10 protein-coding genes and 2 pseudogenes are annotated in these 14,359 nt (G+C 52.4%); 5 read left to right on the forward strand and 7 right to left on the reverse strand.

Features of this window, described 5'->3' with window-relative positions; translation table 11 throughout:
• Window positions 1–623: 623 nt before the first annotated feature.
• On the forward strand, window positions 624–1,463 hold the full coding sequence (locus tag JZM30_RS09940) for an NAD(P)-dependent oxidoreductase (protein ID WP_252318815.1): 840 nt from the start codon (window positions 624–626) through the stop codon (window positions 1,461–1,463).
• Between the two features lie 94 nt (window positions 1,464–1,557).
• On the opposite strand, the gene JZM30_RS09945 is transcribed toward JZM30_RS09940, so the two are convergent.
• The 4 genes from JZM30_RS09945 to ptrR form a co-directional block, all read right to left on the reverse strand.
• Window positions 1,558–1,701: a KTSC domain-containing protein gene (locus JZM30_RS09945; protein ID WP_308167153.1), complete on the reverse strand. Its 144-nt coding sequence runs from the start codon at window positions 1,699–1,701 to the stop codon at window positions 1,558–1,560.
• A 338-nt stretch (window positions 1,702–2,039) separates the two neighbouring features.
• Window positions 2,040–2,882: an S-formylglutathione hydrolase gene (gene fghA, locus JZM30_RS09950; protein WP_252318505.1), complete on the reverse strand. Its 843-nt coding sequence runs from the start codon at window positions 2,880–2,882 to the stop codon at window positions 2,040–2,042.
• Between the two features lie 25 nt (window positions 2,883–2,907).
• Window positions 2,908–4,029 (reverse strand): S-(hydroxymethyl)glutathione dehydrogenase/class III alcohol dehydrogenase, encoded by a 1,122-nt coding sequence (locus tag JZM30_RS09955; protein ID WP_252318506.1) that lies wholly within the window; start codon window positions 4,027–4,029, stop codon window positions 2,908–2,910.
• Between the two features lie 79 nt (window positions 4,030–4,108).
• On the reverse strand, window positions 4,109–4,975 hold the full coding sequence (gene ptrR, locus JZM30_RS09960) for a putrescine utilization regulator PtrR (protein ID WP_252318507.1): 867 nt from the start codon (window positions 4,973–4,975) through the stop codon (window positions 4,109–4,111).
• A gap of 761 nt (window positions 4,976–5,736) precedes the next feature.
• On the opposite strand from ptrR, the pseudogene JZM30_RS09965 reads away from it, so the two are divergent.
• The 3 genes and pseudogenes from JZM30_RS09965 (at window position 5,737) to yeiB (ending at window position 9,646) form a co-directional block, all read left to right on the forward strand.
• A pseudogene (locus JZM30_RS09965) lies at window positions 5,737–7,358 on the forward strand (methyl-accepting chemotaxis protein).
• A gap of 384 nt (window positions 7,359–7,742) precedes the next feature.
• Complete coding sequence (gene folE / locus JZM30_RS09970) at window positions 7,743–8,411, forward strand: GTP cyclohydrolase I FolE (RefSeq protein WP_252318508.1); 669 nt, start codon at window positions 7,743–7,745, stop codon at window positions 8,409–8,411.
• Between the two features lie 68 nt (window positions 8,412–8,479).
• Complete coding sequence (gene yeiB / locus JZM30_RS09975; protein WP_252318816.1) at window positions 8,480–9,646, forward strand: DUF418 domain-containing protein YeiB; 1,167 nt, start codon at window positions 8,480–8,482, stop codon at window positions 9,644–9,646.
• Between the two features lie 95 nt (window positions 9,647–9,741).
• On the opposite strand, the gene sanA is transcribed toward yeiB, so the two are convergent.
• Complete coding sequence (gene sanA / locus JZM30_RS09980) at window positions 9,742–10,461, reverse strand: outer membrane permeability protein SanA (RefSeq protein ID WP_252318817.1); 720 nt, start codon at window positions 10,459–10,461, stop codon at window positions 9,742–9,744.
• A 333-nt stretch (window positions 10,462–10,794) separates the two neighbouring features.
• Window positions 10,795–12,133: pseudogene (gene rimO / locus JZM30_RS09985) on the reverse strand (30S ribosomal protein S12 methylthiotransferase RimO).
• Between the two features lie 231 nt (window positions 12,134–12,364).
• On the opposite strand from rimO, the gene JZM30_RS09990 reads away from it, so the two are divergent.
• Entirely contained in the window at window positions 12,365–13,498 is a 1,134-nt protein-coding gene (locus JZM30_RS09990; protein WP_252318509.1) for a PQQ-dependent sugar dehydrogenase, read from the forward strand.
• A gap of 40 nt (window positions 13,499–13,538) precedes the next feature.
• Here JZM30_RS09990 and JZM30_RS09995 read toward each other — a convergent pair whose 3' ends face one another.
• Entirely contained in the window at window positions 13,539–14,156 is a 618-nt protein-coding gene (locus tag JZM30_RS09995) for a glutathione S-transferase family protein (protein ID WP_252318510.1), read from the reverse strand.
• Window positions 14,157–14,359: the final 203 nt, after the last annotated feature.

Consider the following 14,359-nt stretch of genomic DNA (forward strand, 5'->3'; position numbering starts at 1 on the left):
TGTGATTCGAACGCGCCATTGGTAGTCTGATTACCAATGGCGTTTTTGTGGAAATACACCGCTGCTGAATAATGTGGTTACAGCGTTAATTCGCAACGCGTAAAAGAATTTCTCCGCTTATGTCGTAATTCAGTATATCCGCTGAGCTTTTCTATCATATTGTATAAGCGTGCTGATAAATAGTTTACCAAGGTGACTATTTGGCGCATATCCATCATGATTTCAGCCAAAAAGCGCCTTTCACTTGTGTCAGTCACGACAATCAATGTTAATAAGTTCAATGCCATTTGCAGTTAACTTGATGTGCGAATTAACATTGTCGCCGGTTGTTGATAACAATGCACACTGTTTAGTTAAAGTAAAAAAAGTGTCGAATAACAATAAAGCGTGGCAACATGAAAAAATTAACCTTCGGCGCATAAAAAACAGTATTCATTGTCGTTTTTAATGTTTGTTATTATCATCAAATAAATCACAACGATAACTCTCGGGGCTGACATCATGTTGAAAATCACTTTCCTGGATAAAGGGGCATTGCCTGAAACTATTTTCTGGAAAAAGCATTTTTTCGCAGACCGCAATGTCAACACGAATGGATCGAATATAGCTATACGCCGCCGGAACTGGTGGTAGAACGCGCGCAAGGGTGTGAGGTGATTATCACCAATAAAGTGGTGCTGACGCGTGAGATTCTGCAAGTGTTGCCTGCGCTAAAGCTGATCGCGGTTACCGCAACCGGTGTGAACAATATTGATGTCACCGCCGCACAGGAACTGGGGATTGCTGTGCGCAACGTTCCTGCTTATTCGACGCAATCGGTCGCTGAACATGTGATCGCCATGATATTTTCTCTCAAGCATGGTTTGATGGGCTGGTATCGCGATCAGCTCAGCGAGCGCTGGGCTGCGCAAAATCAGTTTTGCTATTTCGATCATCCGGTGAAAGATATCGCTGGTTCAACGCTCGGCATCATCGGTTCCGGTGCGATAGGGCAAGAGGTTGCACGGTTAGCCAGTGCGGTGGGCATGAAAGTGTTGTTTGCGGAACGACGTGGTGCGGCGCAGTGTCGGCCCGGTTATTTACAGTTTGAACAAGTGATGCAAACGGCCGATGTTATCTCGCTGCATTGCCCACTGACAGCGGATACCCAGGGTTTGATCAATGCGCATACGCTGGCGCTGTGTAAGCCGTCGGCGTTTATCATCAATACGGCGCGCTGGGCGTTGGTGGATGAACCCGCATTGCTGTCGGTACTTTTGCAGCATCGCATTGCTGGGGCGGCGTTGGATGGATTGACACAGAAGCCACCGTCGTTGGATAACCCGCTGATGAAAGCTGCAAAAACCATGCCGAACCTGTTGATTACCCCACACATCGCCTGGACATCCAGCTCCGCGTTGCAAGTGCTGATGGAAAAAACCATCGCCAATATCGATGAATTTGTGCAGCAGCAAGGGCTCTAACGATATCGGTGCCTGATTCGAGCGGATGCGCGCGCCAAGATAGCGCGCAGAGGACCGTTGTTGGCCCGCTACCGATAAGGCGCTTACTCTGTGATTACAGTTTATCGAAGGGAAATGAGTTTTTGATGTAGCGCGTGTAGTAACAGTACTTTGCCGTACTGGACAGCAACTCTTCATAGATCATCCGGGCGACACCTTTGTACAGATAGACGCTGCCGTTCAGCAGTTCAATTTCCAGATGTTTTTTTCTTCATCATAGCCGACAGAAAACAGTTCGCTTGAAGCCACTCGTTTACGTTGCAAATCAAATCCACCCCAGTGAAATCCCCCTGTTTATACGTCGCCCTATTCTGACGTAGCGTTTCGCTAAACAGGTCCATGAAACAGTTTCTTGCATTGCCCAGTCAATCATCGATTGTGTGACAAAAAAAGCAGTTTAACAATCTGTTGCTGAATGCAATATCGCAAAAAACGCTATCAAAACGTCGTGTGATTGCTGATTGTCGGTACAACGTAAGCGATCGGCAGGGGAGAAATGAGGAAGAGCAGACTACCTGCCTCATTGGAGGATGCTGCTTAAGCCTTCAGATGGCTGGCATGAAAACGCAAATGGTCTTCAATAAAGCTGGCAATAAAGTAGTAACTGTGATCATAGCCAGACTGTGTGCGTAATGTCAGCGGCCAACCATGTTCCTCTGCCTGCTGTGCCAAGCGCGCGGGCTGCAACTGATCTGGTAAAAACTGATCGCTGTCGCCCTGATCGACCAGCAGCGGCAATCGAGTCGAGGTCTGCGCCAGCAGATAGCAGGTATCATATTCACGCCAGGTCGTTTCATCTGTGCCCAGATAAGCGGTAAAGGCTTTACGTCCCCAGGGAACCTCGCTTGGGTTAACGATTGGCGCAAATGCGGAAGCGGACTGATAACGCTCCGGATGACACGGTGCCAGCATTAATGCGCCGTGACCGCCCATTGAGTGCTCACTGATCGACTGACGATCGCTGACGTTGAAATGCTCACGCACCAGCGCAGGCAGCTCGTTGCTGACATAGTCGTACATGCGATAGTGCGCAGCCCAAGGTGCTTGGGTGGCGTTGACGTAAAATACCGCCCCCTGGCCCAGGTCGTATCCGGGATCGTTAGCCATCGCCTCGCCACGCGGGCTGGTATCCGGCATCACCAGTACCAGCCCCAGTTCAGCGGCGATACGCTGTGCGCCAGCCTTGGTGGTGAAGTTCTCATCATTGCAGGTCAGCCCGGACAGCCAATACAGCACCGGCGGTGGCGTATCGTCTGCGGTTGGTGGCAGATAAATGCTGAACGTCATCGAGCCATTCACACTGCTCGAGGTGTGACGATAGCGCTGCTGCCAACCGCCAAACAGGCGATGCTCTTCCAGTAATTCCAGCGTCTCGTTCATGGGGGCGTGCCTCCTTGTGCGCGGATTAACGGTAGTGGATAACGGTACTAATCGATTTGCCTTCATGCATCAAATCGAATGCTTCATTAATCTGTTCCAGCGGCATGGTATGAGTAATGAAATCTTTTAGTGGGAATTCACCTTTCAGATAGCGATCGACGATACCGGGCAGTTGACTGCGGCCTTTCACACCGCCAAACGCTGAGCCGCGCCATACGCGTCCAGTCACCAATTGGAACGGACGAGTAGCGATTTCTTCTCCGGCACCGGCAACGCCGATGATAACTGATTCGCCCCAGCCATTGTGGCAGCACTCTAGTGCGGAACGCATTACGTTAACGTTGCCAATGCATTCAAATGAGAAGTCCACGCCGCCATCGGTCAGCTCAACAATCACATCCTGAATCGGTTTGTCGTAATCTTTCGGGTTGATCAGATCGGTTGCCCCCAGTTTGCGGGCCAGATCGAACTTACTGGTGTTGATGTCAATACCGATGATGCGTCCAGCTCCGGCCATCTGTGCGCCGATAATCGCCGACAGGCCGATACCGCCCAAACCGAACACGGCGACACTGTCACCGGGTTTCACCTTGGCCGTATTCAGTACGGCACCCATACCGGTGGTTACGCCACAGCCCAGCAGGCACACTTCTTCCAGCGGCGCTTCCTTATTGATCTTCGCCAGGTAAATTTCAGGCACTACCGTCAGTTCCGCGAAGGTGGAGGTGCCCGTGTAGTGAAAAATCTGCTTACCATCTTTAAAGAAACGCGTGGTGCCATCCGGCATCAATCCTTTGCCTTGGGTGTTACGAATCGACTGGCACAGGTTGGTTTTGCCGGAGCGACAAAATTTACACTCGCCACATTCTGGCGTATACAGCGGAATTACGTGATCGCCGATGGCAACGCTGGTCACGCCCTCGCCAATGGCTTCAACGATGCCGCCGCCTTCGTGCCCGAGAATGGCAGGAAATACGCCTTCCGGATCTTTGCCAGACAGAGTATAGGCATCGGTGTGGCACACGCCCGTCGCGACGATACGCACCAGGACTTCGCCTTTTTGTGGCGGCATCAAATCAACGTCTTCAATCGAGAGCGGCTGGTTAGGACCCCAGGCGACAGCGGCGCGGGTTTTGATCATGTTCATGGTGTGCTCCTATAGGTAATGTAGTTGCAGTAATGGGATAGGCCTCTCGCGATAGTGCCCGCAAGAGGCGAAAGTGCGTTTATGTATCGAACTGCTCGATAATCAGTTTCTTAAAGGCTTCCACATTGGGGCCAAAGGCATCTCGTCGCCATATCAGCCAGGTGGATGCGTTAGCAAGCGACTCAGGCAGAAGATGGCGTTGTACCCGATCGCGTGCCGCCAGCGCGTCCAGCACCGATAGTGGCAACAACGCCACGCCGGCACCACTTGCGACGCAGGCCAGCATCGCTGCATAGGAGGTCACGTCAAGCGTGTGGCCGGGCGTAACGCCTGCCTGATGGAACCAGTTTTCCAATTTGTGTCGATAAGCGCAGCCTGCGCGGAAAGCCAGCAGCGTGCTGCCCGCGATATCCTGCGGATGAGCGATCGGCACATGGTCCAAGGCGGAAACCAGCACCAGCATTTCGTCAAACGCAGCACACCCGTTAAGTTCGTCGGCCCGTATCGGTCCGTCTACCAACGCGGTCGCCAGGGTTCCGGCTCTTACCCGCTCGACGATATCACTGTATACCGAGCAGGTCAGGGCGACAGAAACTGCGGGGTAGCGTGTATGGTAGGCCGACAGCAACGCGGGCAGATGGCTCACAGCGAGGCTCTCCATCGCACCCAAGGCGAAATTGCCGGTGGGTTCCCCCGCGCGTGTCATGCTGATCGCTTCTTCACTCAATGCCAAAATACGTTCTGCATAGCAGAGAAAATTGTGCCCCACCGGGGACAAGCGCAGCCGCTGTTTCTCGCGAATAAACAGATCGCGTCCTAATTCCTGTTCCAGTTGACGCAATCGGGTCGTCAAGTTGGAGGGAACACGCTGCAACAACTCGGCGGCGCGAGCCACTGAGCCTGTTTCCGCCACCAGACAGAACATTCGAAGCTGCGTCAGGTCCATAAGTCTACCTTTCTTTTTTTGAGACTAACTTTGATACACTTGTTCATTTTTAATGACAAACTCAGTCTAACGATTGTAGCGTGACTTGGCAACGACCTTGTTACATCTGGCAGAAAATCGTTGCTGAGATGCAAGCCGCCCAGCACGATGCTAAAGCGTGATAAACCTATTTCAAGTTTGTTACAAAACTGCAATATTGCGCCTGTCGCATAAAGAAAATATCTGATCTTCTGCCAGTTTCTCACATCGTTATGGGTAACATTGGTATCCCCTAAGAGGGTAATACCGGATATTAACTGTGACTTTAAACAATTATTAGTTTGCTATATGTAAAAATAAACTAATATTTCCTGGCTAAAAACCGAGAAATATCTACTGTTATTATGCTCTGCGTAGAACGAATAAATATACCGTGTAGAAAAAGCGTTGGTCGCCAGTGGCTTTTCACGTCAAAAAATAAAAAAGCCTAATGAAAGCGGAATTTATTACGAAAAAAATCAGTTCGTACTAACAATTGATTATATCTATTGTTGCCGATGTTTTTATCGTGTTTAATGCTCGGCCGGGGTAAAGGTGAGTCATTTATTGCCGATGATGTTAGTTAAGACCGGTAAATGTTTTTTTGTTACACGACAAGGAGTGTTTGATACGTTGTGGCGCATGACCCATGTGTCACGCAGTGACGGCCGATCTAGATGAATACGCGGAAAACAGACAAAAAGCGTAAAAGAAGATCGCTGAATTGGTTACAGGAGTCATCCGTGAACTTTTTAAGAAATATCACCATCAGGGCAATGCTTCTTATCATTTTGGGGGCTTTTCTGCTGTTGTGGGCCGAAGTTTCCCTTATATAGCATGTCATCATTAAGCAAAATGACAGGGCTACTTGAAGCGAGCGAAATACAGAAAAAAATGTAGAGATGTTGTCGAGAGGTAATGACCAATATTTCCGTACTGTGACGCGCGTGGTGCGGTCAATGGATTTTAAGCAGATCGGCAACAGCGCGGACGCTGAAAAAACCTTGACCGCCGCCGCGACCGCACTAAAAAATACCAGCGAGGCTTTAGAACAATTCAAAAATACCGATCATTCTATCGTCGATCCGGAGATTGCTGCTGCCATGGTCAACACCTGGCAAGCCGTTATCAGCAATGGGTTGCAGCCGATGATTGCGGCAGCGCAAGAGAATAAATCCGAGGTGTTTCAACAATTGTTCATGAACACCTACCCACCGCTCAGCGTCGCTTTTGGTGGCGCGATGGAAAAATACCAGAATAGCATTACGTCGCGTTCAACCGAGTCGTTGCAGCAGGTCTATTCTTTGCTGTCATGGGGTCGGGGTGTGCTGTTGGCGGCATTGGTGGTCGGTGCTTTGATGCTATTGCTCACCGATCGTTATCTGGTGAACTATCTGGTGCGGCCGTTAAATGATATCAAGGCCCATTTCCGTGTGATGGCAGATGGCGATCTTGGTAGTCCGGTTATCGAGTTTGGACGTAACTGCGTGGGACAACTGATCCCTTACCTCAGAGACGTGCAGAATAAATTGATTGGTACGGTCTCCACCATTCGTGACAGTTCTGCTGCCATCTATCAAGGCTCGAGTTAGATTCGTAGTGGGAATAACCACCTCTCGGCGCGTACCTAACAGCAGGCCGCTGCTTTGGCCGAAACCGCTGCCAGCATGGAGCAATTGAGCGCCACGGTGAAGCAGAATGCCGACAGCGTGCATCAGGCGAGTACGCTTTCGCAAGATGCGGCAGTGGCCGCGCGGCGCGGCGGCGAGGTGGCCTCTGACGTGGTGGAAACCATGGCCAGCATCACCACCAGTTCGAAAAAGATTGCTGATATTACCAGTGTGATTAACGGCATCGCGTTCCAAACCAATATCCTGGCTTTGAACGCTGCGGTGGAAGCCGCGCGAGCGGGTGAATAAGGGTGTGGGGTTGCGGTCGTCGCCGGTGAGGTACGCAATCTGGTGCAGCGCTCAAGCGGCCAAAGAGATTGAAACGCTGATTGCCGAGTCGGTACAACGGGTGGGTAAAGGCTCCGAGCAGGTAGCTCAAACCGGTGATGTGATGAATGCCATTATTGTTGCGGTGAAGCGGGTTAACGATCTGATGGGTGAGATTGCCAATGCGTCTGATGAGCAGAGTCGTGGTATAAGTCAGGTCGGAAAGCGGTTGCTGAGATGGACGGCGTGACGCAGCAGAATGCGTCGCTGGTGGAGCAATCGGCGGGGCGGCTGCATCGTTGGAGGATCAGGCGCGTCAGCTTACCGAAGCCGTTGCGCTGCCGCGTAAAAGTGCGACTCCCGCGCCTGCACTGTTAGCCAGCAGCAAGAAAAGTACTTCAGCAAACGATAACTGGGAGACGTTCTGACGACCAGCGGCGTAAGACTGCCGCCATAAGCAACCTGTTATCCTATGGCGTCAGACGGACTCGTCTGACGCTCAGACTGATGACAAAGTCATTTCCTCCCTCGTCATCCTCGGCGAAAGTCGGGGATTTCTGTCTGAATAAACGCATCTCTTAGGTAAGAGATTCCCGCCTTCACGGGCATGACGGTGGGAGCAGGGCGGTTTGTCGGCAACCTCAGCGCCAGTCGGATAAATCTGGCGCTTTTTTTCTTTCCACGCTCCGTTATCCCCTGGCATGAAGTTGAACCTATTTCACCCATGATGAAGTACAATCACTGGATAATCCTGCGTCACTCCACTAGAGTGAACGCGCTTGGAATGTCACACCTGCCGGAGAAGAAAGAGAATGACCACCACGTTGAGTCGCGAAGCGTTGCTGGTTCATGAAGCGTTGCTGGCGCGCGGTCTGGAAACCCCGCTGCGCGGCGCACTACTGGATGCCGCTACCCGCAAGGCGCGCATCGCCGAACACATGACCGAAATCATGAATCTGCTGAGTCTCGATCTGCAAGATGACAGCCTGGCAGAAACGCCGCATCGCATCGCAAAAATGTATGTGGATGAAATTTTCGCCGGGTTGGACTATGCCAATTTTCCAAAAATCACCATCATTGAAAACAAAATGAAAGTGGATGAAATGGTTACCGTGCGTGATATCACACTGACCAGCACCTGCGAGCATCATTTTGTCACCATCGATGGCAAGGCAACCGTCGCTTATATTCCGAAGGAAGGGGTGATTGGCCTGTCGAAGATCAACCGTATCGTGCAGTTTTTTGCACAGCGTCCGCAGGTACAAGAGCGTTTGACCCAGCAGATTCTTGTCGCGTTGCAAACCCTGCTGGGCACCAGCAACGTCGCAGTATCGATTGATGCCGTGCACTACTGTGTCAAGGCACGCGGTATTTGTGATGCGACCAGTGCGACGACCACCACATCGCTGGGTGGTCTGTTCAAATCGAGTCAGAATACGCGTCAGGAATTCTTGCGCGCCGTGCGCCACCACCAGTACTGATCGTTGTGCCGTAGCCACCGGATGTGGCTGTCGGCGGCATGCGTCCCATTGGATTGGCACAAACGCCTATGAAGTCTCACTCGCTGTCATCGCCGCGCCGTATCGCCACGTTGGATTTCGTGCGTGGCGTTGCCGTATTGGGCATATTATTGCTCAATATCACCGCATTCGGTCTGCCCAAAGCTGCCTATCTTAACCCTGCTTACTCTGGTTATCCCGCACTGCGTGATGCTCTGACCTGGGCTGTAATGGATCTGCTGGCGCAGGCGAAGTTTCTGACATTGTTCGCCTTGTTGTTTGGTGCAGGCTTACAACTGCTGCTGCCGCGAGGTACGCGTTGGGTGCATGCGCGCCTGTTCTGGTTGATGCTGATTGGCTTGTTGCACGGAATTTTTCTGTGGGATGGCGATATTTTGCTGGATTACGGCCTGATCGGTTTGCTCTGCTATGCCATGATCCGACAGGCGGACAGCGGCCGCATGCTGATACGTATGGGCGCGGTAATGTACGCCGTAGGCGTTGGCATGCTGGTGGTGTTAAGCCAGATTCTCAGCCAGGAACCGGGGCGTTACTGGTTGCCGGGTGATGCAGACATGGCCTACGAGGCCTATTGGCTCCAACTGGGGGGCGTAGAAGCGTGGCGCAATCGCGTGGATCTGCTGATCGAGAGTTTATTGTCGCTGGGTGTGCAATATGGTTGGCTGCTGGCAGGCTCGTTGCTGTTGGGGGCCGGGTTGATGCGCAGCGGTTGGCTGCGCGGTGAATTCAGTACGGCGCACTATCGCAAGGTTGCGCTGTGGTTCATCGCAGGGGGATTGTTGATTGATGCCGTCGGCATGGCGTTGCAGTGGCATCTTGCCTGGGAGTACCGCTGGGGCGGGCTGTTGCTGCAAATTCCTCGCGATATTGCCGCGCCGATTCAGGCGATCGGTTATCTGGCACTCTGCTACGGGTATTGGTCAACGTTACGACAATGGCGGGTATCCTCCTGGATAGGAGACATCGGACGGATGGCGTTGAGTAGCTATCTGTTGCAGACGCTGATCTGCACCCGATTCTTTTATCACTGGGGCGGTTTTATGCAGTTCGACCGTTTGCAATTGCTGGGCATTGTGCCGTTTATTTGGTTGATTAACGGTTTAGCGGCGTACTACTGGCTGCGTAATTTCGAACAAGGTCCGCTGGAGTGGGGATGGCGACGTTTAACGAGGCTGGTTGCCGGGCCTTCGCGCTAATCTGGCACGATACCCTCGTCTGATAGTGGGCCCCACATTATGGTTGTTGTGGTGTGCTAGCGCCGTTTGCGTCGGTGCTACTGTCATGCTCTTTTTCAGCGGGTGGATTGTCTAACGTACTGAGCAATTCGGGGGGGGGGGACAGCAGGATAATCAGGCTCATCCTTGGCAATTTTGTGCTCTGCCGGGATAGGCACCAATGGACCAAGGAAGCGGGGTTCGCGTTTGAGAATGTAGAGATCGAACAGCGTCCCTAGTCGGGCACCCACCTCACGCAGCCTGATCGTCATCATGTTTTTCGGTGAGGGTACCGCATAACACTGTGCCTGAATGCCCATATACATAGCGATAAACAGCGCGCGTTCACAGTGGAAGCGTTGGGTAATAATCGTGAAATCGTTGGTATCAAACACTTTGCGCGTGCGCACAATGGAGTCCAGCGTGCGGAACCCCGCGTAATCAAGCACAATGTCGCTGGGTGAAATGCCCGCAGCGATCAAATCGCGCCGCATGGTCATCGGCTCATTATAACTTTGTAGCGCGTTGTCGCCGCTGAGCAGCAAATAGCTGACTTTCCCACCGTTGTAAGCATTGATAGCCCCCTGAATACGGAACAGGTAGTACTGATTCAATGCGCCAACACGGTAATATTTTGCCGTGCCCAGCACTACTCCCACTTGACGCTCCGGCAGTGCAGCTAAATCGTCATAGATGTAGGGGGCCGTTTTCCAGCCAATCCACCGGTCCAGAGCGAATGTTGACAGTAATGATACGCAAAGAACAATACCTGAACCGACTATCAGGCGCTTCCATATGCTCATACGGGTATCAAAATGAGAAAAATGATCATGAGCAAAGGCTACTTTACCCGTCTGGCTTAAGCAAGCCATAGCCAAGGTAATAGCCGATTATTGATTGATTGTTGTGCTAATGCGCGAAAAGCAGGCAAAAAAAACCGGCCAGCGAGCCGGAGAGGTTGATGAGAAACCTAGCTAAAACAGTGCTCCCATCTCTGTCATTTCCGCGAAGGCGGGAATCCCTGACAGGCGAAACGCGTTTATTCTCGCAGAGCTCCCCGGCTTTCGCCGAGGATGACGAGGAGTAAAGTGATTCTATCAGCAAGTCGGTTTATGCTGTAAAAAACCTGGCTAGTTTACCCGGCTGCCCCACAGTTCGTATTCATCGGCGTGTTCGATAACCACCTGGACAACATCGCCCACTTTGACGTTGGTTTCGCCGTTAAGGTAGACGCTGCCATCGATTTCCGGCGCGTCGGCCATACTACGGCCAATCGCGCCTTCGTTATCCACTTCATCTATCAGTACGCGCAATGTGCGGCCGATTTTCTCCTGCAAGCGCTCTGCGGAGATACGCTGTTGCAGCGCCATAAAGCGGTGAAAACATTCTTCTTTGATCGCTTCCGGCACTTGATCCGGCAGTTCGTTTGCCGTTGCGCCTTCAACCGGGCTGTATTGGAAACAACCTACGCGATCCAGCCGTGCCTCGCTCAGAAAATCGAGCAGCATTTGGAAATCTTCTTCGGTTTCACCGGGAAAACCGACAATAAAAGGTGGGGCGCAGCGTCAGATCAGGACACATCGCGCGCCACTGTTTGATTCGCTCCAGCGTGCGTTCTACGGCACCGGGACGTTTCATCAGCTTGAGAATTTTCGGGCTGGCATGCTGCAATGGAATATCCAGATAGGGCAGGATCTTGCCTGAGGCCATCAACGGGATCACGTCATCCACATGTGTATAGTGGTAAACATAGTGCAACCGCACCCACACGCCCAGTGAGGCAAGCTGTTCACATAAGCTGACCATGCTGGTTTTTACCGGTTGTCCGTTTCAGAAGCCAGTGCGCTGTTTCACATCGGCACCGTAGGCCGAGGTATCCTGAGAAATCACCAGCAGCTCTTTCACATCCGCTTCAACCAGGCGTTTGGCTTCATCCAGCACGCTGCCAATGGGGCGGCTATCCAAATCACCGCGCATCGACGGAATGATGCAGAAGGTGCAGCGATGGTTGTAGCCTTCAGAAATTTTCAGATAGGCATAATGCTTGGGTGTCAGCTTGACGCCCTGCGCCGGTACCAGACTGGTAAAGGGATCGTGCGCCGGTTTGGGAACATAGTGATGCACATGCGAGATCACCTGCTCATAGCTGTGCGGCCCAGAGATTTCCAACACTTTCGGGTGCACTTCACGGATTTGGTTCTCTTTGGCACCGAGGCAACCGGTAACGATCACTTTGCCGTTTTCGTTCAGTGCTTCGCCAATGACTTCCAGCTACTCTTGCACCGCGCTGTCGATGAAACCGCAGGTATTGACGATAACCACTTCGGCGTCATCGTAGGTTGGCACAACCTGATAGCCCTCATTGCGTAATTCGGTCAGGATACGCTCGGAATCGACCAGGTTTTTCGGGCAACCGAGACTGACAAAACCGACTTTCGGCGCGGCGGCAGGTGTTTTTGTGTGGGACATTCAACGTTACTCACTTTGCATCAATGGCGCGGGATTTTAATGACATTACGGCAAACATTATACAGCTAAGTGTGGGGGTAATGCGAGAACGTGGCGACATGTGCTATCAGGTGCGCTATTTACGTGTTCTGGACGCGCTAACGTCAAGAACAGTAAAACGTCGCCGCTTTTTTTGCGTGCCGTGGTTGCGCTGCCTACAGTTAGTGAAATGCCTTGCCAAGTAGCCCTACCATGCTGTTTCCATTGACTCGCATCGTTACTGCCCTTGCTCGCGGTTTGCTGTTGTTTGCGCTTACTGTGGCCACGCCGTTGCTGGCGGCACAGCCTACGGTGACCGAGTTGCAAGATAAACTGGACCACCCCTGGTCACTGGCCTTCTTGCCGGGAAATAATGGCATATTGATCACTGAACGTGCCGGGCAATTGCGGCACTGGCAGGAGGGAAATGGGCTTTCTGCACCGATTGAAGGCGTACCGGCGGTATTTGCCAAATCTCAGGGAGGCTTGCTGGAAGTCGCTTTAGCCCCGGATTTTGCACAAAGCCGTCGTATTTACCTGAGCTTTGCCGAAGTGGGCGATGATGGCAACGCGTGTACAGCCGTGGGCTATGGGCGTTTATCTGAGGATTATCGCCATTTGGAGCAGTTCACCGTATTCTTCCGCCAACAGCCCAAACTCTCCAGCGGTAATCACTTTGGCGGTAAGTTGGCTTTCGATAAAAACGGCATGCTGTTTATCTCGCTCGGTGAAAATAACCAACGACCCACCGCGCGGGAGCTGGATAAGCTGCAAGGGAAGATCGTACGACTGACGGCTGAAGGCAAAGTCCCTGTCGATAATCCCTTTGTGAACAAGGCCGGGGAGCGATCCGAAATATGGTCGTACGGTTATCGTAATCCGCAGTGGCTGGCCTTTAACCCGGTTACCGGAACCCTGTGGAAGCACGAGCATGGTCCGCATGGTGGCGATGAAATCAACTTTTCCGCCGCCGGGAAAAACTACGGTTGGCCATTGGCGACGCACGGTATCAACTACTCTGGGCTGAAAATTCCGGAAGCGAAGGGAGCCCGAGTGCCGGGCATGGCCGATCTTGCGCACGTGTGGGAAAAGTCGCCAGGGATAAGCGGTATGGCATTTTATCAGGGCGAGCGCTTCCCGCAGTGGAAAAATTCGGTGTTTATCGGAGCGTTGGCCGAGCGCAACTTGATACGCCTAACGCTGGAGGGTGATCGAATCCTGTCTGAGGAGCGCTTGCTGGCGGATCGCAATGAACGAATTCGCGAAGTCAGGGTGGGACCGGATGGCTACTTGTACCTGCTCACCGATGACAGCAATGGCAAATTGCTGCGTGTCGGGCTGAAATAACCGGCGCACTTCGTTAGAGAATGGCGCCGGATAGGTCGCATCAGGTTAACGGCAACATGACCGTGTCGCGGAAAGCGGGGCGTGCGGTCAACTGCTGATACCAGCGTTCCAGATGTGGCAATGACGGGCGTTCGATGTCCATGTTAAACCAGCCATACGCGATACATCCCAGAGGAATATCGCCAATACCGAATGCCGGCCCGGACAGCCAGGGTTGACGGGAGAGAGCATCGTCAGCGATAGCCAGCAGGCGTTGGCACTCTGCTTTCTGTTTGGCAATCAGGGCAACATCACGCTGTTCAGGCGCAGTGCGTACCAGGCCAATAAATACGGTGCCAAACGGCACGGCCAACGATATTGCCCAGTCCATCCACTTTTCTGCATTGGCGCGCTGACCGTGATCGGCCAGATACAGGCTCTGCTGACCGTATTTGGCGGCCAGATAACGAACGATGGTATTGGATTCCCACAACACCAGATCGTCGTCTTGCAGGCAGGGGATTAGCCCGTTTGGGTTCATCGCCAGATAATCCGCCTCGCGATTACGGCCAAACTGACCGCCAGCTGGAATGTGCTGATAACTCAACCCCAATTCTGCGGCGAGCCAGCGGACTTTTTTGACATTACTCGAATTCTCCCGGCCCCATAAAGTAAGCATGATAACCTCTGATGGCGAATGGGAGGACGCGCGTTGACGCCCCGGCAGCAACAGTACCAACCACTATACCGGGTTTTCAACGGCGCGGGGGATAAGAAAAGGGAATTATCATACTGAATAGCATGCTGTTTTGATCCAGGCTTGCCTGTGCTAACGTGTCGCCGACATAAAGATATGCCAATTTAATCTTTATCATCCCAAAG

It is taken from the genome of Candidatus Symbiopectobacterium endolongispinus, from assembly GCF_018777385.1.
GTDB lineage: Bacteria > Pseudomonadota > Gammaproteobacteria > Enterobacterales > Enterobacteriaceae > Symbiopectobacterium > Symbiopectobacterium endolongispinus.